Genomic DNA, 19117 nt, shown 5'->3' with positions numbered 1-19117 from the left:
AGGTCTAAAGGTGGGCTTGAGAACGCAACTTATAACGGCTACCCGGGTGTGTTAACTGCGCAAAACTAATCAGGTGTTGTTTAGACCAGGTTCTACGCTGTAATAACAAACACGGTTCTGTTTGCTTCATCTCTAACAATTCAGCCACAGTGGCATCGGGCATAATAGCTTCAACAATATGCTCAACATCGGTCAGCGGGCAATTCTGGTTTAGGTACTCGTTCGGTGTGCACTGAGTAAAATCCTGAGCAAGGTATTCTGGTGCCCAGTCTGGATTAATATAGCGCTCTTCTAATTGCAGCGGCATCTTATCTTCGTAATGAACAATCAGAGAGTGAAAAACAGGCGATCCAACCCTCACACCCAGCTGCACAGCTACCCACTCATGAGCAATTTGCTCTTCTAGGCGAACCACCACACTGTGGTATTGACGCCCACGGCTGCGCACTTCATCAGCAATATTGTTAATATTTTGTAGTGGAGACTCCGCTTTTAGGTCTGTGACATAAGTGCCTTGTCCCGCAGTACGAATCAACAAGCCGACTTGTACTAAATCACGAATGGCTTTGTTAACGGTCATCCTGCTAACAGCAAACTGATCTGCCAACGCATGCTCAGTTGGAATCTGGCTGTGAGGGAGGTAATCTCCTTTCTCAATCGCATCAAGAATGAAGTTTTTGATTTGCTGATAACGAGGAATTTTGCTACTCAAACGAAAAGCTCTTTGTAAGGGTACGGAATGTTTTATTAACAATAGCGTAAAATCATACTCTTACGAGGAAAGAAGATGCAAGGTAGTCGCATCTTCTGTAAACATCTATTCGTGTAATACGACGCTCGTTAGCGGATTTCAATCATCGGCAACCAGCGCTTATCTCTGTCAACTTCGTCAAGCTCTGCTTCACCTACCGGAGGTACGCTAAGATCATCTGGTGGAGATGCCAGAACATTTAGATCAACAGCCTGTGCTTCACCCTTAATAATGCCATTCTCGACCTGCATTTTGTAGTAGATACCATTCCAAAAATTAGCACCAAACTCTTTGGGAGTCTTAAACATAAAGAGCAGGTCATGCTCCAGCCAGGTAAGGTTATCCACAGTCACCTTATGCGGCTGCTCATAAGGGTAAGCCAGATGGCACCAAAGCTCAGGGCCTTCTAAGCATTTCATCTCTTTCATAGAGAGAAAGTAATCGCGAAACTGCTCACGCTCAAGCGTTAATTGATATTCGCTACCGCCCTTTTTTTGAGTAAAAGTTATGGAGCCAATCACTGTACGTTGGCCATTTTTGTCCAACAACGCCACGGACTTAACACCCTGTAATGCAGATGCTGCCAATGCCTCTTGGGATGCAGCCCACACCGTATTCACGGTAAAACCACTCAAGAAAATGAACAATGTACCAAGTACTTTATTACTCACCGTTAAGCCAAACATAGCCTGCCACCTTGCTTAGAAACATTTTGATATGCTTACTAAAAACGGTAACTCCTTTGCATAAGCCTGACTATGGTACTTGAGTACTGATTTATTATTCCCAATAAAAAACCCTGCAAAGGCAGGGTTTTAAAGAGATACTGAAAAGCTAATACATAAGCTTAGCGAGCATGATCAATCAGATCATCCACAACTGCTTTCTCCTCGTGTAGGTCATCGCTTTCTGGCTGCTCTTTAGGCAAGATCAAGTTCAAAAGAATCGCTACAACGCCGCACAAGCTAATGCCCTGCAAGCTAAAATCATTTCCACCAATCGCCATTCCACCAATACCGAATACTAGTACGGTAGCAACAATGACTAGGTTACGCTGCTGGGTTAGATCCACACGCGCTTTAATAAGCGTATTCAAACCCACTGCCGCAATCGAGCCAAATAGTAAGATAAGAATACCACCCATCACTGGCGCAGGTATGGTCTGCAAAGCAGCACCAAACTTAGCCACAAGCGCCATCAGAATAGCGATGACGGCCGCCCATGTCATAACAACAGGGTTAAAGGTTTTCGTCAGCATCACGGCACCAGTTACTTCTGAGTAGGTTGTGTTTGGTGGCCCGCCTAACATAGCGGCAGCAGAAGTTGCCAAACCATCACCAAACAAGGTGCGATGCAAACCAGGCTTTTTAACGTAATCTTTACCTGTCACATTACTGATAGCCAGCACATCGCCAACATGCTCAATAGCAGGCGCTATCGATACCGGTATCATAAACAGAATAGTTGCCCAATTAAGCGTTGGGAAAACAAACTCAGGAACGGCCAACAAAGGCGCCGCATTGACAGCATCCAGATTCACCATACCCATAAAAGCGGCAACCGAATAACCCACTAGCACACCAAATAGAATGGGAATAAGGCGAAAGATACCTTTTGCATAAGACGCCACAATCAGCGTTGTAAACAAAGCGCTCATGGAAACGATCATCGCATCCACATAGGGAAACAGCTCGATAGCGCCATCACCGGTTTTACCCATCGCCATATTCACAGCAACCGGTGCTAAACCAAGCCCAATCACCATGATAACGGGGCCCGTTACAACAGGCGGCATTAAGCGATGTAAGAAACCCACACCTCTTAGCTTAACCAGTGCACCCAACAGCATGTAAACAATACCCGCGGCTAACAAACCACCGAGTGTGTCCGACATACCCCAAGTTTGTACGCTGTAGAGAATTGGTGCAATAAAGGCAAAAGAAGACGCCAAAAATATAGGAATACTGCGCTTGGTAACAAACTGAAACAGCAAGGTACCTAAGCCGGCAGTAAACAATGCCACGCTAGGATCCATGCCGGTTAACAGTGGCATTAATACTAGAGCACCAAAAGCCACAAATAACATTTGAGAACCCGCTAAGGCGTTCTTCCACATAGGTTCATTTGAGTTCATTATTTTGTACCAAATATTTTATCGCCAGCATCGCCTAAGCCCGGAATAATGTAGCCGTTATCATTCAAATGACTATCAATTGAAGCGGTATAAATATCAACATCAGGATGCGCAGCTTGCACCTTTGCTATGCCTTCTGGTGCAGCCACCAAAATAAGCGCCCGAATGCTGGTGCACCCTGCTGCTTTAAGCATATCTATGGTTGCGATCATCGAACCGCCTGTCGCCAACATAGGGTCAACAATCAGTGCCATACGCTCTTCAATATCATGTGCAAGTTTTTCAAAATAAGGCACAGGTTCTAGTGTTTCTTCATCACGATACAAACCCACTACGCTAATCTTTGCACTAGGAACAAGATCCAATACGCCATCTAGCATACCGATACCTGCACGTAGGATAGGCACTACTGTGAACTTCTTCCCTTTAATCTGCTCCCCTTTAATAGGACCACACCAGCCTTCAATATTGTGCTCTTCTAGCTCGAGGTCTTTGGTTGCTTCATAGGTCAAAAGAGCGCCCACTTCTGCAGCTAACTGTCGAAAACTTCTAGTACTGACGGTGGCTACACGCATTAAACTTAATTTGTGACGCACTAACGGGTGTTTTATCTCGAGGACGCTCATAATTTCTTCTCACTGTTCGGTGCGCTTCCAGGCACCTTGATCTATTCGTTATCCATAGGTCGAAAGAGTAACGAAACCTGACTCTAATGTCATGATTTGATGACTGGAACTTGCCCTTTTTCTCTTTGGTCAGTATCGTTTGAGCAGAATTTTCTATTATTCCATTCAAAATGCTTATTTATGAGTAGCCGATAGTGATCACCAGTATGCCTAAGACAGATATTGACCATATTAAAAAAATCTATAGTGAAGCCGACCTTCTCTTCAACGAAGACGCGGTTGAAACTGCTATAAGCAACATGGCCGAAGCGATCACTTCATCCTTAGCCGAGCGAAATCCGGTAGTGTTTACGGTAATGAATGGCGGTCTGGTTATTGGTGGCAAGCTCATCACAAAGTTAGATTTTCCTTTAGAGGCAAGTTACATGCACGCGACTCGCTATCGCAATGGAACATCTGGACACGAGCTAGAATGGAAAGTCGCTCCCATGATCGACTTTAATGGCCGCCCCGTTTTGATTCTTGATGATATTCTCGATGAAGGCCACACATTGGCAGAGATTATCGATTACTGTCATAAAAATGGTGCGACTGAAGTCCACTCTGCGGTACTGGTTAATAAGCTCCATGACCGTAAAGCACGCGAAGATTTGAAGGCTGATTTTGTAGGATTGGAAGTCGAAGATCGGTATATCTTTGGTTACGGCATGGATTACCACGGATACTGGCGCAACGCCCCTGGCATCTTTGCTGTAAAAGGCATGTAACGTCAGAAAAAATACACACCATAAAAAACGGAGCCTAGGGCTCCGTTTTTTTGTTTAGCTCTTAATAAGCTTAAGGGTGTAACTCGTTAAACAAGTCTACAAATTCCTGAGTCAACTTATGCTTAGGCGCATAATGCACTAAAGGTATGGATACGTTGTGCGACTCTCGCATTTTAACGGATGACGATATCTTAGCATTTAGCACCGGCAAATCTTCTGCCTGAAGCTCTGTTACCATTTTTCTTGGTAATGATGCTCTTGGCTGAAACTGATTAACCACAATGCCTTCAACCTCTAAGGCTTCATTGTGATCCATGCGTGTCTCATTCACATTATCCAGTAGTGAATACAGTGCATGACGAGCAAACTCATCACAATCAAACGGGATCAAACAACGTTCAGCAGCCACCAGCGCCGACAATGTAAAGAAGTTAAAAGCCGGCGGAGTATCGATATACACTGCATCGAAATCTTCCAGCTTTTCGAGCGCTTCCTTTAACTTATAGATTTTATGCTTAGTTTCTAGCTTAGTCTGAAGGTCAGCAACATCGGGACTCGCCGGGATAAGAAACAAATTTTCATAAGGTGTTGCATGAATAAATGCTTCTGCTCCCTGAGGCTTTAATTGAAAAGTTAATGTTTGTTCAAAAAAGGCTTTCATGTCCTGCGTTAACTCATCACTCCCAGCACCATAAATATACTGAGTAGAATTACACTGTGGGTCTAGATCAATCACCAACGTTTTCAAACCTTTAGCGGCGCTTATAGCTGCTAAATTGGATGTGATACTGGATTTACCTACACCGCCTTTCTGGTTAAAAACAACGCGTATCATTAACTTTTCCTTATTATTATCCCTGAGACAGCAATTCACGAAGATCAATAATAGCGGCGTTTGCACGTGAAATATAAGACGCCATTACCAATGAATGATTTGCCAGAAACCCAAACTCATTACCATTTAGAATCATTGGACTCCAAATAGCTCCCTGTGTTGACTCAAGCTCACGGACAATCTGCATCAAGCTTACTCGTGCATTTTTCTTATCCAGTGCAGGCCCAAAGTCTTGCTCGATACCTTTCAATAATTGAATAAGTGCCCATGAAGTGCCGCGCGCTTCATAAAATACGTCATCCAGCTCAAACCAAGATGTCTTGATCTCTATATCCTGATCTGAAGAAGTCGATTGCTGAGCCGACTCATCGCCTGCTAAATCAGTATTCAAACGTTTTTGGCCAACACTAGCACTCAAACGCTGAGACAAACTACCTAGGCGGGTACTAACATCACCCAACCAGTTATTTAAGTTATCAGCACGCGCATAGAACTGCGCATCTTGCTGCTGAGGGTCTTGCAAGCGCACGTAATAGCTATTTAAGCCTTTTAGCGCTTTTTTGTACTCAGCTTCTGTTGATGGGAACAACCAACTATTGTTGTTGAAGTTCAACATCGGCTCAGCAGAGGCCAGATCAGTATCTTCTGTTGACTGTGACTGCGAACGGCTGAAGTCTTTACGCATTGCTCTGGCCATATCACGCGCCTGAACCAATACACCAAACTCCCAATTATGCATATTATCCAGCCATACACCTGGAGGTGTTCGGTCATTACTCAGGTAGCCACCTGGTTTTTCTAGCAGCGTTTGCACAATGCTCACCAACGCACCGGTTGTACCCACACCCGTCACTGGATTCTCCGTGCTGATAGCTTGCACTTCTATTGGGTCTGGCTCCCAGCTCCAATAAATCCCTACCGCTCCGGCAATTAAGAGATAAATAACAACGAATGACAAAAAACCTTTGAAAATTCTACCACCGCCAATTTTTGCGCTTAAAGCATCCCAAAAGGCTAACCAGATCTGCTGTAACTTATCCAAAACCACCTCTCATTTAACCTGAAACCGTAATCTTTCTGTGCTGCACCGCACTATTACTCATTTAGACACTATAATCAATAAGGCTAATGAGGTACGAAGGCTCTCTAAACTTAATATTAATACCCCCTGAATTAATCAGGCATTAGCAGTCACTACAAATAAAATAGCGACGAACGTCGTCTAACGGCTGCAATCCTGCAAATAAACAACCAATTTCTGGACAGTCATTCAGCTTTCATGCAAACTACCTAACCAGTTTACAAACATCATGAACTCACTGCAGATAAGGCATTAATCAATGTCCAAATTTCTACTTCTAAACGGCCCTAATCTTAATTTATTGGGCACCCGCGAACCTGAAGTCTATGGTTCAACGACGCTACAAGAAGTAGAGATAGATTTGCGACAGAGAGCATTACTTGCGGGCCATGAGCTTGATTACTTTCAAAGCAATGCCGAATCGGCACTCATTGATAGAATTCATCAAGCTCGCGAAGACAAGGTGGACTTCATCATTATTAATCCGGCCGCCTATACTCATACGAGTGTAGCGATCAGAGATGCGTTATTAGGGGTCGATATCCCTTTTATCGAAGTCCATTTATCAAACGTACATGCTCGTGAAACCTTTCGACACCACTCCTACCTATCAGATGTCGCCAAAGGCGTTATTTGTGGTTTAGGAGTTGATGGCTATAATTATGCGTTGAGTTCTGCAATAAAACTGACAGAAATCACCTGAACCCGAACACAAAGCGAATTTGTATCCCGCTTTATATTGAGAGAATGAGATTAGAATGGACATCCGCAAAGTAAAAAAGCTGATTGAACTTCTGGAAGAATCCGATATTAACGAAATCGAAATCAAAGAAGGCGAAGAGTCGGTACGTATCAGCCGTGCCTCTAGCGTTCAGCCACAATATGCAATGCCTATGGCTCCTCAAGGCTATGCTCCTGCACCTGTAGCAGCTCCTGCTGCACCAGTGGCAGCGGCGCCAACAGAAGCTAAGCCTAATGGCCACGTGGTCTGCTCGCCAATGGTCGGAACTTTCTACCGTTCAGCATCGCCTAGCTCACCTGCGTTCATCGAAGTAGGCCAACATGTTAAAGCCGGTGAAGTTATCTGTATCGTCGAAGCTATGAAAATGATGAATCAGATTGAAGCTGACAAATCAGGTGTTGTTGAAGCTATTTTGATCGAAGATGGCCAGCCAGTAGAGTTTGATCAGCCATTGGTCACTATTGTTTAATTGCCCGAATATAGCTAAAGGAACTTAACCAGATGCTGGAAAAAGTTGTTATTGCCAACCGTGGCGAGATTGCTCTGCGCATTCTGAGAGCCTGTAAAGAGCTCGGCATAAAAACCGTTGCCATCCATTCTCAGCCAGACCGCGACCTTATGCATGTACGACTGGCCGATCAGGCTGTTTGTATTGGCCCTGCGTCCTCAGCAAAGAGCTACCTAAATATCCCTGCAATTATAAGCGCAGCAGAAGTTACTGATGCTACCGCTATCCACCCAGGGTATGGCTTCTTAGCTGAAAACGCTGCATTTGCAGACCAAGTAGAGCAGTCAGGCTTTGTATTTATCGGCCCTACTGGCGATGTTATTCGCAAAATGGGTGACAAAGTTTCTGCCATTGCAGCCATGAGAGAAGCGGGTGTACCTACGGTTCCTGGTTCTGATGGTGCATTGCCAACTGACCCTGACAAGATTCACGCTATTGCTAAACGTATTGGCTACCCAGTCATTATCAAGGCAGCATCAGGCGGCGGTGGTCGCGGCATGCGCGTGGTTCATTCAGAAGCATCACTCATTAGCTCCATTCACGTGACACAATCTGAAGCCGCAGCAGCTTTTGGCGACGCAACTGTTTACATGGAAAAATTCCTTGAAAACCCACGTCACGTGGAGATTCAGGTATTAGCAGACGGCCAAGGCAATGCGATCCACCTTTATGATCGCGACTGCTCAATGCAACGCCGTCATCAAAAAGTTGTTGAAGAAGCACCAGCACCACAAATTGATCCTGAAGCACGTCGTCAGGTTTTACAGTCTTGCGTAGATGCTTGTATCAAGATTGGTTATCGTGGCGCTGGCACTTTTGAGTTCTTATACGAGAACGGTGGTTTTTACTTCATCGAAATGAACACCCGTGTTCAGGTTGAACATCCAGTAACAGAGATGATTACTGGCGTTGATATCGTAAAAGAACAGCTACGCATTGCGGCAGGCCTTCCGCTTTCTTATAAGCAAGAAGATATTGTTGCACGCGGGCATTCATTTGAATGTCGTATCAATGCTGAAGATGCTAAAACATTCTTACCAAGCCCAGGAAAGGTTGTTCATTTTCATGCGCCTGGTGGTAACGGCGTACGTGTTGATTCTCACTTATATGATGGCTACACAGTGCCACCACATTACGATTCACTCATCGCTAAGCTCATAACTTATGGAGAAGACCGCGAAACGGCTCTTACCCGTATGAAAAACGCATTAGATGAAATGCTGGTTGAAGGTATTCGCACCAATATCGGCTTGCATCAAGAGATTGTTCGTGACGCCCACTTTATGGAAGGCGGTATGAATATTCATTATCTTGAAAAGAAACTAGATATGTAAATATCCATTTTCACTTTTAAAGCCCGCACAGCGGGCTTTTTTGTTCTCACAAAGGAATCTTTGAACAAAACTTTACCCTAACCGTTCGACTGAGGATTTTAGATACTATGCCCTGGCTTCAACTCAAAATGGAAATCAAACCCGAATTATCAGAACAATTCGAAGATATTCTCCTGGCTGCAGGATGCGCCGCTGTTACTTACGAAGACAGCGCAGATCAGCCTATTTTTGAGCCAGATTTGGGCACTACTCCTCTATGGCAACACACCACCATTACTGGTTTATTTGCGGCCGAACACGACGTTCAAATAACTGAAGATTTTATTAGACAAGCACATAAGCAAATTTTTGATAACTCGCCCTTCCCTCCTTTCAAAGCTGAAATATTGGAAGACAAAGACTGGGAACGTGAGTGGATGAAAAACTACCATCCCATGCAGTTTGGTAAGCGTTTATGGATATGCCCAAGCTGGAGAGATGTTCCTGACCCTAAAGCAGTCAACCTAATGCTTGACCCAGGATTAGCCTTTGGCACAGGCACACACCCAACTACTGCGCTTTGTCTTGAGTGGCTAGATAGCCAAGAACTTGATAATAAAACGGTCACTGATTACGGCTGTGGTTCAGGCATTTTAGGCATAGCTTCTTTGTTGCTTGGCTCAACCCACGTTACTTCTGTTGATATTGACCCACAAGCATTACAGGCCACTCGCGATAATTTACAGCGTAACAAGCTGCCAAATAAGCTTATGGATGTTTATTTTCCTGAAAATGCACCACAAGTTGAAACCGATGTGCTGGTCGCTAATATTTTAGCAGGACCACTAACCGCATTAGCACCTACGCTAGCTAAACGTGTGCGCCAAGGTGGACTCATCGCATTATCCGGTTTATTAAACCAACAAGCTGAAGAAATTCAAAAAACCTATGGTGAGTGGTTTGATTTAGACCCCGTTTGTGAACGGGAAGAATGGATTCGCATTACCGGCAGGAAGCGATGAATGAAAGCTCTATAAACACTTGCTGTCCAGCCTGCAAAACCCACTTCAACGTTACCACAGGGCAGCTTAAAGTAGCTGCCGGCATGGTGCGTTGCGGCAGCTGCTTGCACGTTTTTAATGCAACACCTATTGACCACATTAGCAAACCATCCGTAGCTAAAACATCTGCACTTAAACCATCGGTAGTAAACCCACCCAAACAAGCCAATGAAACTATCGATCAAAAACCTCATAAAATTGACAGTAACAAAACGCGCACCCAAACAAAAAAGCCAACCCCAACCAGCACTCCCATACAGCCCAAACAATCATTAAGCCAAGGCATACTCCAAAAGGAAAATTCAAAAATAGCAGCATCGCGTACCACATCGCTTAACATTCCCCAGATCGATACTGAGCTACATGAAGAAGTCGTTGTTACAACGCTCTCTCCTTTTCGATATATAACCGACCTCTGCATCGCCGCACTGATTGCGCTCCTCATCAGCCAACTACTTTGGTTCAAACAGGATCAGTGGACCCAAAAAGATTTACTAAGACCTGTTTACAAAACGCTTTATGAGCTTGCTGAGTTACCCTTACCTACTAAAAAAGCGCCTCAACTTATTCTTAATAAAAAACTTATCATCCAACCGCACGAAGAACTGAGTGACGCAATTCGTGTCTCTGTATTGCTTGAAAATACTGCCCATTTTTCGCAACCCTTTCCTACATTACAATTACTCTTTACTGATATAAAAGGCCGCACAACATCTCAGCGCACCTTAGCTGTTGAGGAATATATAAATACCTCTCTATTCCCTGAACGACTAATGCCTAGTGAACAACCCATTCAAATTCAGATCGACCTAATGGCTCCCGGTCGTCGAGCTGTTGGCTACCAGTTGAACCTGCTTTTCAACTAAAACGCTGCTTATTCACAAAAACCAAAATGATCAAAAAATCATCAAAACGTCTTGGAGCCTCAGGCGCAAATGGAGTATCATTACGCCCTTCCCTTGAATAAACATTTCACTGTCCTTTATGGAGAGTGGTTAACTATTGTTTCTGACAACTAAGGCATGTCATGTTCCAAATCGGTCCCTACAACATCGACAGCCAAGTGATCCTTGCTCCTATGGCTGGCGTTACTGACCAACCCTTTCGACAGCTATGCCGCCGCTTAGGTGCAGGTCTTGTTGTATCCGAAATGGTGACCTCTGATACTCGCTTATGGAATAGCCGCAAGTCAGCTCACCGGCTTAACCATGCTGGCGAAGATGAACCTCGTTCGGTACAAATTGCCGGTGGCGACCCTCTGATGATGGCAGAAGCTGCTCGCATGAACGCAGAACGAGGCGCTCAGATTATTGATATCAATATGGGCTGCCCTGCAAAAAAAGTCTGTAATAAAGCGGCAGGATCAGCTTTATTAAAAGATGAACCCCTAGTGCTGTCCATTTTACAAGCAGTCGTCAGCGCGGTAGATATTCCGGTGACTCTTAAAATTCGTACAGGCTGGTCAACTGACCAAAAGAACGCCGAAACAGTCGCTCGTATGGCCGAAGATTCAGGCATTCAAGCACTCGCCATTCATGGAAGAACCAGAGCCTGTGGCTACAAAGGCGAAGCCGAGTACGACACAATAGCGAAAGTCAGAAAAATTATTGAAATACCTCTGTTTGCTAATGGCGACATTTCATCTCCTGAAAAAGCAAAAGAAGTATTAAATCACACCGGCGCAGATGCCGTTATGATTGGCAGAACAGCACAAGGGAACCCATGGATTTTTAAGGAGATCGATCATTATCTCCGCCATAACGAGCGATTAGAGAAGCCTGCATTAAAAGAAGTTCAAGACACTCTTCTTTCGCATGTTGCCGCTTTACATCAATTCTATGGTGAATATTTAGGCGTTAGGATAGCCCGAAAACATGTTGGTTGGTACTTGCATCACCAGCCAAAAGGCGTATCTTTTCGCGCTCACTTCAACCAACTGGAATCAGCAGTCGAACAGGTAGCCGCTATCGAGCAATATTTTAAACTGGCTCATGTGACAATTGCTGCTGCCTGATTCAAGTCAATGGGTATAGGTATATAAGTACTGTGGATATTAAAGAAAACTCAACAATAGCTTTTACCAGAACAACAGGATCTCAGGAAGAGACACAACACCAAACGTTACGCGACAGTGTTCATACATCGCTGGGGCATTACTTTAAACAGTTAGATGGCCAGCCTGTTACTGATGTTTACCAAATGGTATTAGCAGAAATCGAAGCTCCATTATTTGAAACAGTGATGGCATATACCAAAGACAATCAGACCAAAGCCTCCGAGTTACTCGGTCTTAACCGCGGCACTCTACGCAAGAAGCTGAAACAATACGGCTTACTGTAATTTTTTTCATTTCCAACGATAGTGACATTACCAATGGCTGAGCAAAACTACACTCCTATTCGTCGAGCACTTATTAGTGTCTCAGATAAAACCGGAATCATTGAGTTCGCACGTGCGCTACAAGCACAAGGCGTAGAAATTCTTTCAACAGGTGGAACATACAAACTTCTGTGTGATAACCAAATTCCTGCAGTTGAAGTGTCCGACTACACCGGCTTTCCTGAAATGATGGATGGGCGTGTAAAAACTCTGCACCCCAAAGTTCACGGCGGCATTTTAGGTCGTCGCGGTAAAGATGATGCCATCATGAACGAGCACGGTATCAATCCAATTGATATGGTAATCGTCAATCTTTACCCGTTTCAAGAAACCATAGCACGTCCTGATTGCGACCTAGCACTTGCTATCGAGAACATTGATATTGGCGGCCCTACCATGGTTCGCTCTGCTGCTAAAAACCATAAAGATGTTGCTATCGTTGTTAACGCTAATAGCTATGAAGTAGTACTTGAAGAGCTTACTACTAACAAAGGCTTGTCGCACAAGACTCGCTTTGACTTAGCCGTACAAGCATTTGAGCATACTGCTGCATACGATGGCATGATTGCTAATTACCTAGGCGCTATTGTTGAAAGCGACGATATTGAAGATCCTGCCACTTTCCCTAGAACATTTAACACTCAGTTCATTAAAGCGCAGGACATGCGATACGGTGAAAACCCTCACCAGCGCGCAGCCTTCTACGTTGAGAGCAACCCAGTCGAAGCATCTGTAGCCACTGCTCGCCAACTACAAGGTAAAGCACTTTCTTACAATAACGTTGCAGATACTGATGCGGCCTTGGAATGTGTGAAACCATTCCGTGAACCAGCGTGCGTTATTGTTAAACATGCTAACCCTTGCGGTGTTGCTGTTGGTAACGACCTTCTGAGCGCATATAACCTGGCTTTCCAGACAGACCCAACATCTGCATTCGGGGGCATTATTGCCTTCAACCGTGAGCTTGATGCAACCACGGCTCAAGCCATTGTTGATCGTCAGTTTGTAGAAGTGATCATTGCGCCAAAAGTGACACAAGCAGCATCAGATATCATCGCAGCTAAGCCGAATGTTCGCTTATTAGAATGTGGCGAATGGGATTCTGAACGATCACATGGTTTTGACTACAAGCGCGTTAATGGCGGCCTACTCGTCCAAGACCGTGACATGGGTATGGTTAACGCTTCTGAATTAAAAATTGTTACTAAGGTTGCTCCTACTGAACAAGAGATTCGCGACCTACTATTCTGCTGGGAAGTTGCTAAGTTTGTTAAATCAAACGCCATCGTTTACGCCAAAAATGGCCAAACCATCGGCATAGGCGCAGGTCAAATGAGTCGCGTATATAGCGCCAAAATTGCAGGCATTAAAGCAGCAGATGAAGGTTTAGAAGTAAAAGGTTCCGTTATGGCATCTGATGCATTCTTCCCCTTCAGAGACGGCATCGATGCCGCGGCTGCTGCTGGTATTAAAGCGGTTATTCAGCCAGGTGGGTCAATGCGCGACCAAGAAGTTATTGATGCTGCCAATGAAGCTGGCATGGCAATGGTCTTTACTGGCATGCGCCACTTTCGCCATTAATCGTTAACGTCAGTGCAGTTTTCGGGCTGCACAGGACAACAAGAGTAGATTCAGATGAAAGTATTGATTATTGGTTCTGGCGGACGTGAACATGCACTGGCTTGGTCTGCTGCAAAAGACACCCGTGTGAGCGAAATTTTTATTGCTCCAGGTAACGCGGCAACCGCTCTAGAAGACAAAATGAGTAATGTCGCTATTGATGTAATGGACATTGATGGTTTGATCGAATTTGCTAAAAGCAACGCGATTGACCTCACCATTGTTGGCCCTGAAGCACCACTGGTTGCTGGGGTTGTTGATAGTTTCCGTGATGCTGGTTTAGCTATTTTTGGCCCGACAGCAGGCGCAGCTCAACTTGAAGGCTCTAAAGCTTTCACAAAGGACTTTTTAGCACGCCACAGCATCCCTACTGGCTGGTATCAGAACTTTACTGAGATCGAACCTGCTCTTGCTTATGTTCGCGAAAAAGGCGCTCCGATTGTCATTAAAGCTGACGGCTTAGCCGCGGGTAAAGGTGTTATCGTTGCGATGACATTAGATGAAGCAGAAGCCGCTATTCGCGATATGCTAGCCGATAACGTATTCGGCGATGCCGGTAGCCGCGTTGTTATTGAAGAGTTTCTTGATGGTGAGGAAGCCTCTTTCATCGTTATGGTTGATGGCGACAATGTACTTAGTATGGCCACCAGCCAAGACCATAAACGTGTTGGCAATGCTGATACTGGTCCAAACACTGGCGGTATGGGTGCATACTCACCTGCTCCAGTAGTTACGCCGGATATCCATCAACGCGTTATGAATGAAGTGATCATGCCAACAGTTAACGGCATGAAAGCAGAAGACAATGAGTACACAGGGTTTCTTTACGCTGGACTGATGATCATGGCAGACGGCACGCCTAAAGTGATTGAGTACAACTGTCGCTTTGGTGATCCAGAAACTCAACCTATCATGCTTCGATTAAAAAGCAGCATTGTTGAATTATGCCAGGCCGCTTTAGCTAAGAAGCTCGATACAACAACAGCAGACTGGGACCCAAGAAGCGCAGTAGGCGTTGTAATGGCAGCCGGTGGCTACCCTGGTGACTATAAAAAAGGCGACATTATTTCACTACCCTCTTCTACTCCTGAAGGAACGAAAGTATTCCACGCGGGTACTAAAGAAGTTGATGGCAATGTTGTTACAGCAGGCGGGCGTGTACTATGCGTCACAGCATTGGGCGATAGCGTGACACAAGCCCAACAACGCGCTTACCAGCTACTAGAAAAAGTCAGCTGGAAAGATGCTTATTTTAGAACAGATATTGCATACCGGGCTATTGCCAGAGAGCAGTCATAATCTGATCGATTAAAAGCCACTTTCGAGTGGCTTTTTTACAGTTAGTTTTTACTAAATTAACAACCCATTAAGCAAAATTGTCTATACTTTCAGACGCTACGCATAATCTGAATATTCAGGTTATAATTGATACAACATAGGTTATGCCAGTTATTTACATTTTTCGATAATGGCACAAACATCAAGCGATCACTTCAGCGGATTAAGACAGCGATTCATGGATATTAAACTTACACCTATTGCTCTATTTATTGCTGCCACTATGACCACTACTGGTTGCAGCGCAGACAGCCAAGATGCTAGCACCAGTGAATACTGCCGTAACGGTGGCTTTAGCACTGATTACACCTGCGACCAGGATAAGCAGATCCCTGATAGAAAAATGATCGACGTTAAAGCTTTACCATCAACTGATGAAGCCTGGATGGAAGGTAAGCTTGCCGAAATCAAAGCATGGCTTCAGCAAGAACAAGAACCAACAGGTACTGCAAAGAACATATCTAACCCACCCTCTGCCGTCACTCCTCAGGGCATTGCCGTTAGAAACCCATCAGCTACTGACCCTGAGTTGATGCGTATTGAGGCAATGTCGCGAGAGAATAACCATCGCGCTGCGATGTCTGCCGTTAACAGTTTTTTAGCCACTCACCCAGATAGTCTTGAAGGTAAGCTAACAAAGAGCCTCGTATTGAATAATATGGGGCAATTCAAAGAAGCAGAAGCACTGCTAAAAAACACCATTGCCCGCTACCCTAGCTCGCCAGAAGTGTATAACAACTTGGCTGTTCTTTATGCAGGCCAAGGCGACAATGGCCGCGCTATTGAGACATTACTAAAAGCATTCAGCACTCATCCGACATATGCTCAGGTACATCAAAACTTGCGTGAGCTATATGCGACTGTTGCCTCACAAGCTTATAACCGCGCTTTGGATTTAAACGAGAAGAACAGCGCACCTCAATTAGTCATGTTACGACGAACCTCTGGTAACAACACACCGGCTTTAAACTACCAATCCAGCACGATAGTATCTAACGATACATTAGCAGCAATAAAAGCAGTGCCCGCTAACACAGTCGCGCAACCCGCACCGAAAAAACCTGTTGTTGCTACCCCCCCCATCACAAAGCCTGTTGCTAAAAAGCCTGTCGTAGCTAAAGCAATGACCGAAGTACCCAACATTAAAGCCCCCGTCATCGTTGAAGCATCAACGCCAGTTAAACCGATTAATACAAAGCAGTTGGTACAAGAAGCGGTAAGCCACGTTAACAGCTGGGCTTCGGCATGGTCTAAGCAGAATGTATCGGGCTATTTGAACGCTTATACAACTGGTTTTCGCCCTTTAAATGGATTATCAAATAATGCATGGCAAACACAGCGCAACCAACGTTTAACAAAGCCAACATTTATCAAGGTTAAGCTAAATAATATCCGCACTAGCCTCATCAATGCTGACACGGCTAAAGTGACGTTTAAGCAAACATATCAATCCAATACTTTTAAAGACACATCTAAAAAGCAGATCCTGTTAACTCGTGTTAACAACGCATGGCGCATCAAAGAAGAGCGCTCTCTTTAAAGATCACTCTTTTGATAATAGGCGAACCTCTTGATTGGTTTCGCCTATTATTTTCAAGATACCACCCTCTTCTCTTATCGACATCACCTTTAACGTGTCATCTTGATAGCCATCTGAACGATACAGCTGCCAGAATGAAGCACGAAACTCATCCTTAGTTACGCGAACAAGGTCGACAGGCCCAATCTCAATACTAATCCAAGTGGGCTGCTTCAACCTGTCTTGACGCCATAACCTCCATTCATCTGGCAACATGTAACTGTATGCAGAATAGCCTTGTGCGTACATAGAGAAGTACTTATCAATACTTTGCGCCTGCCATGCAGCCGACCACTGCTTTATGAATGAAGAAACTTTCAGAGCTTCATTTTGCGGAATAGGTTCTAGAATAGCCATAGGCTTCTGCTCTTCCAACAGCTTAACACTCTCTATTTCAAGCACCTTTTCAGTCGCTACTTCCTGTACAGGCACAGGTTTATTTTGCGTTGCAGAGAGGACCCCTACTGCAATAGTCGTCACACTAATAAACCATAATACTGAAGCCTTGTAGCGAAAAAGTACTGAAGGCTTATACAGCAACCTAGATGAGCTGCTGGAAGTATGAAGGAGTGACGGATGAGAAAAATCAGGCCCGCCTACACGTTCGTGAACAGCACTTAAGAGTGGTTGACATACTTTAGAATGGAGTTTTTCATCAGATATTTTAAGCAATATACGAATCGCAAACTGCCCTTTCTTTGACAAGGGAGCATACTCTTTTATTTGCATTAGGAGCTCATTTGAAAGAGTCTCCCCATCAACAACTAACCACAACACGCCATCGTTTTCTGCCCATTTTCGCAAACTATGCTGAAGATAAGCATGATCAGTAGTTGAGATACTTAATGTATCGGCTAATAACTCGGCAAAGCAGGAAAACGACTCCGAAGAATACCAATGCTGAACGGTGCACCCAAGCGCACGCTCAAACTCTGCTTGTATATTATCAGCCCTACTACCTGTTAATTGAACAATGCCAAAATCGGGCAGAGCCTGCATCAACCAATGCGCTTTTAAAGCTTCTTTGGTTGATGAATCCTGCGAGTACAAAGGGCTGGAATTAAAAACTAGACCACGTGTCATTCATCTCTCTAAGCACAATGATAATTGAAACAATACGCAGCACTTCTTATGGCTTACCTTTGGAAGGCTTACCTTCGTAAGCGATTTTCCACTGCCCTTCTTCTTTAACCCAATACTGGCGCTTTACAGACTCGCCGGCATAATTATTTGATTCATAATTCTGGTTAAAGGTAGCCACCATCAGGTTAGGGTCATTTGGGTAACGGAAAAGGCTTATGTCCTTCAAATCAACTTTAATAAACTCTTTGCTAGCGTTAATACGTTTCTTATAGTCAGAATACGCTTGGTAGTTACGAACACCATCACTGTATTTTTTAGAGTAATGAGTGATATAGCGACTATGCTCTTGGCTTTCCCAGTCAACACGCCATTGCTCTACATACTGCTGAATTTCATTTTGTTGAGCAATCCAATTTTTTTGATCAATCCATTTAAAGTCACTACCAATCAAAACAGGCGTGTTCTTTATATCAATCAGTTTATCAAGGTCAATAAAGTCTGGATTTGTCAGCGAAATGCAACCTTCACTCGCTTTTGGTGGGCGGCTATACGTATCCACAGGAGACCCATGTACCCATATTCCACTTCCCGTACGCCCCTTGCGTGAATCCCATACGTTTGGGTAATTTATAGGTAATGCTCCAGAGCCATAACGCTCAGGAAGGCGCGAATCAAAAAAACGATTCGTTACAAAATAAACACCAAGCGGTGTTTTTAAATCACCTCTTTTAGTTTTTTCAGTGCCGCCACGCCCATAAGATGCGTAGTAATCTTTTATCAGTGTTGGTACACCTTGGCGATTTTCAAAAACAAATAACCGAGAGAATTTTGTATCAATAGCAATCAGGTATTTTTGATCGTCACTCATTTTTATCAAGCTACTAGGAATCAATCCAACTCTTGGTTTATCTTTATTAATCAATAACCGAGCACGTGCTTCATCAATAAGGCCGTTTATCTCTTTCTTTTTTTGAATTCTTTCACTACCAATTTGCCCCAAAGGGTTAGCTTGAGACGCCATCAAATCAGCGTATACCAACTGCGCCAAACGAAAGTCGGGACGTTTGATCGTCAGCTCTTTAAACTGCGATAACGCTGTATCAAATTGCTGAGAAGCTAGGGACTCCAAGCCTTTTAACAATAGCTCTTCATTACCTTCAGAGATGCCGTAATCCGATGCTGCGTGCAACGGCAAGGAGCTCAATAGAAAAGAGCCGCAAAGAACAGAGTTAAGTACCATTGTTTTAAGCTTGCGCATGAATAACCCGAATCACGTTGAACAAAAATAATTATTAACTCG

19 protein-coding genes are annotated in these 19117 nt (G+C 44.3%); 11 read left to right on the top strand and 8 right to left on the bottom strand.

Annotated elements, in window-relative coordinates:
• Positions 1-4: 4 nt before the first annotated feature.
• From hutC to upp, 4 genes are all read right to left on the bottom strand, one after another.
• Positions 5-712 (bottom strand): histidine utilization transcriptional repressor HutC, encoded by a 708-nt coding sequence (gene hutC / locus G511_RS0114890; protein WP_028470336.1) that lies wholly within the window; start codon positions 710-712, stop codon positions 5-7.
• Between the two features lie 128 nt (positions 713-840).
• On the bottom strand, positions 841-1437 hold the full coding sequence (locus G511_RS0114885; RefSeq protein ID WP_211224921.1) for a hypothetical protein: 597 nt from the start codon (positions 1435-1437) through the stop codon (positions 841-843).
• 161 nt (positions 1438-1598) lie between these two features.
• Positions 1599-2885 carry a uracil-xanthine permease family protein gene (locus G511_RS0114880; RefSeq protein ID WP_028470334.1) on the bottom strand — a complete coding sequence of 429 codons (1287 nt, stop codon included), beginning with the start codon at positions 2883-2885 and terminating at the stop codon, positions 1599-1601.
• Positions 2885-3511 carry a uracil phosphoribosyltransferase gene (gene upp / locus G511_RS0114875; RefSeq protein WP_028470333.1) on the bottom strand — a complete coding sequence of 209 codons (627 nt, stop codon included), beginning with the start codon at positions 3509-3511 and terminating at the stop codon, positions 2885-2887. Before upp ends, G511_RS0114880 begins: the two co-directional genes overlap by 1 nt.
• A gap of 206 nt (positions 3512-3717) precedes the next feature.
• Between upp and G511_RS0114870 the strand changes: the two genes are divergently transcribed.
• Positions 3718-4278, top strand: a complete 561-nt coding sequence (locus G511_RS0114870; protein ID WP_028470332.1) for a hypoxanthine-guanine phosphoribosyltransferase — start codon at positions 3718-3720, stop codon at positions 4276-4278.
• Positions 4279-4348: 70 nt separating this feature from the next.
• Here the strand turns inward: G511_RS0114870 and G511_RS0114865 are convergent, their stop codons facing one another.
• Positions 4349-5113, bottom strand: coding sequence for a ParA family protein (locus G511_RS0114865; RefSeq protein WP_028470331.1), 765 nt, complete (start codon positions 5111-5113; stop codon positions 4349-4351).
• A 16-nt stretch (positions 5114-5129) separates the two neighbouring features.
• On the bottom strand, positions 5130-6155 hold the full coding sequence (locus tag G511_RS0114860; protein WP_028470330.1) for a DUF2333 family protein: 1026 nt from the start codon (positions 6153-6155) through the stop codon (positions 5130-5132).
• Between the two features lie 298 nt (positions 6156-6453).
• Between G511_RS0114860 and aroQ the strand changes: the two genes are divergently transcribed.
• The 10 genes from aroQ to G511_RS0114810 all read left to right on the top strand — a co-directional run bounded on the left by aroQ (position 6454) and on the right by G511_RS0114810 (position 16695).
• Positions 6454-6897: a type II 3-dehydroquinate dehydratase gene (gene aroQ / locus G511_RS0114855; protein WP_028470329.1), complete on the top strand. Its 444-nt coding sequence runs from the start codon at positions 6454-6456 to the stop codon at positions 6895-6897.
• A 55-nt stretch (positions 6898-6952) separates the two neighbouring features.
• Positions 6953-7405: an acetyl-CoA carboxylase biotin carboxyl carrier protein gene (gene accB, locus G511_RS0114850; protein WP_028470328.1), complete on the top strand. Its 453-nt coding sequence runs from the start codon at positions 6953-6955 to the stop codon at positions 7403-7405.
• A 32-nt stretch (positions 7406-7437) separates the two neighbouring features.
• The gene (gene accC, locus G511_RS0114845; protein WP_028470327.1) at positions 7438-8778 is read left to right on the top strand and encodes an acetyl-CoA carboxylase biotin carboxylase subunit; all 1341 of its coding nucleotides are present in this window, start codon (positions 7438-7440) and stop codon (positions 8776-8778) included.
• Positions 8779-8885: 107 nt separating this feature from the next.
• Positions 8886-9779, top strand: coding sequence for a 50S ribosomal protein L11 methyltransferase (gene prmA / locus G511_RS0114840; protein ID WP_028470326.1), 894 nt, complete (start codon positions 8886-8888; stop codon positions 9777-9779).
• Positions 9749-10684: a zinc-ribbon and DUF3426 domain-containing protein gene (locus tag G511_RS0114835; protein WP_156905230.1), complete on the top strand. Its 936-nt coding sequence runs from the start codon at positions 9749-9751 to the stop codon at positions 10682-10684. The genes prmA and G511_RS0114835 overlap by 31 nt, the downstream gene beginning before the upstream one ends.
• Positions 10685-10845: 161 nt before the next feature.
• On the top strand, positions 10846-11832 hold the full coding sequence (gene dusB / locus G511_RS0114830) for a tRNA dihydrouridine synthase DusB (RefSeq protein WP_028470324.1): 987 nt from the start codon (positions 10846-10848) through the stop codon (positions 11830-11832).
• A gap of 38 nt (positions 11833-11870) precedes the next feature.
• A complete protein-coding gene (gene fis, locus G511_RS0114825) occupies positions 11871-12158 on the top strand; it encodes a DNA-binding transcriptional regulator Fis (RefSeq protein ID WP_293267266.1) in 288 nt (95 codons plus the stop codon).
• 33 nt (positions 12159-12191) lie between these two features.
• Positions 12192-13778, top strand: coding sequence for a bifunctional phosphoribosylaminoimidazolecarboxamide formyltransferase/IMP cyclohydrolase (gene purH / locus G511_RS0114820; protein WP_028470322.1), 1587 nt, complete (start codon positions 12192-12194; stop codon positions 13776-13778).
• A gap of 54 nt (positions 13779-13832) precedes the next feature.
• Positions 13833-15116 (top strand): phosphoribosylamine--glycine ligase, encoded by a 1284-nt coding sequence (purD, locus tag G511_RS0114815; protein ID WP_028470321.1) that lies wholly within the window; start codon positions 13833-13835, stop codon positions 15114-15116.
• 217 nt (positions 15117-15333) lie between these two features.
• Entirely contained in the window at positions 15334-16695 is a 1362-nt protein-coding gene (locus tag G511_RS0114810; RefSeq protein ID WP_028470320.1) for a tetratricopeptide repeat protein, read from the top strand.
• 3 nt (positions 16696-16698) lie between these two features.
• Here the strand turns inward: G511_RS0114810 and G511_RS0114805 are convergent, their stop codons facing one another.
• Together G511_RS0114805 and G511_RS0114800 are read right to left on the bottom strand one after the other, a co-directional pair.
• The gene (locus tag G511_RS0114805) at positions 16699-17817 is read right to left on the bottom strand and encodes a L,D-transpeptidase Cds6 family protein (RefSeq protein ID WP_028470319.1); all 1119 of its coding nucleotides are present in this window, start codon (positions 17815-17817) and stop codon (positions 16699-16701) included.
• Positions 17818-17863: 46 nt separating this feature from the next.
• The gene (locus tag G511_RS0114800) at positions 17864-19075 is read right to left on the bottom strand and encodes a L,D-transpeptidase family protein (RefSeq protein ID WP_028470318.1); all 1212 of its coding nucleotides are present in this window, start codon (positions 19073-19075) and stop codon (positions 17864-17866) included.
• Positions 19076-19117 lie beyond the last annotated feature (42 nt).

This window comes from Neptunomonas japonica DSM 18939 (genome assembly GCF_000422765.1).
In the GTDB taxonomy this organism is placed as follows: Bacteria; Pseudomonadota; Gammaproteobacteria; order Pseudomonadales; family Balneatricaceae; genus Neptunomonas; species Neptunomonas japonica.
This window is presented reverse-complemented; position numbering and strand designations above follow the sequence as displayed.

Bases quoted from the DNA above. Each gene is read 5' to 3' on its own strand.
- G511_RS0114885 (WP_211224921.1), bottom strand. From the start codon at position 1,437: ATGTTTGGCTTAACGGTGAGTAATAAAGTACTTGGTACATTGTTCATT.
- G511_RS0114880 (WP_028470334.1), bottom strand. From the start codon at position 2,885: ATGAACTCAAATGAACCTATGTGGAAGAACGCCTTAGCGGGTTCTCAA.
- upp (WP_028470333.1), bottom strand. From the start codon at position 3,511: ATGAGCGTCCTCGAGATAAAACACCCGTTAGTGCGTCACAAATTAAGT.
- G511_RS0114870 (WP_028470332.1), top strand. From the start codon at position 3,718: ATGCCTAAGACAGATATTGACCATATTAAAAAAATCTATAGTGAAGCC.
- G511_RS0114865 (WP_028470331.1), bottom strand. From the start codon at position 5,113: ATGATACGCGTTGTTTTTAACCAGAAAGGCGGTGTAGGTAAATCCAGT.
- aroQ (WP_028470329.1), top strand. From the start codon at position 6,454: ATGTCCAAATTTCTACTTCTAAACGGCCCTAATCTTAATTTATTGGGC.
- accB (WP_028470328.1), top strand. From the start codon at position 6,953: ATGGACATCCGCAAAGTAAAAAAGCTGATTGAACTTCTGGAAGAATCC.
- accC (WP_028470327.1), top strand. From the start codon at position 7,438: ATGCTGGAAAAAGTTGTTATTGCCAACCGTGGCGAGATTGCTCTGCGC.
- prmA (WP_028470326.1), top strand. From the start codon at position 8,886: ATGCCCTGGCTTCAACTCAAAATGGAAATCAAACCCGAATTATCAGAA.
- G511_RS0114835 (WP_156905230.1), top strand. From the start codon at position 9,749: ATGGATTCGCATTACCGGCAGGAAGCGATGAATGAAAGCTCTATAAAC.
- dusB (WP_028470324.1), top strand. From the start codon at position 10,846: ATGTTCCAAATCGGTCCCTACAACATCGACAGCCAAGTGATCCTTGCT.
- purH (WP_028470322.1), top strand. From the start codon at position 12,192: ATGGCTGAGCAAAACTACACTCCTATTCGTCGAGCACTTATTAGTGTC.
- purD (WP_028470321.1), top strand. From the start codon at position 13,833: ATGAAAGTATTGATTATTGGTTCTGGCGGACGTGAACATGCACTGGCT.
- G511_RS0114810 (WP_028470320.1), top strand. From the start codon at position 15,334: ATGGATATTAAACTTACACCTATTGCTCTATTTATTGCTGCCACTATG.
- G511_RS0114805 (WP_028470319.1), bottom strand. From the start codon at position 17,817: ATGACACGTGGTCTAGTTTTTAATTCCAGCCCTTTGTACTCGCAGGAT.
- G511_RS0114800 (WP_028470318.1), bottom strand. From the start codon at position 19,075: ATGCGCAAGCTTAAAACAATGGTACTTAACTCTGTTCTTTGCGGCTCT.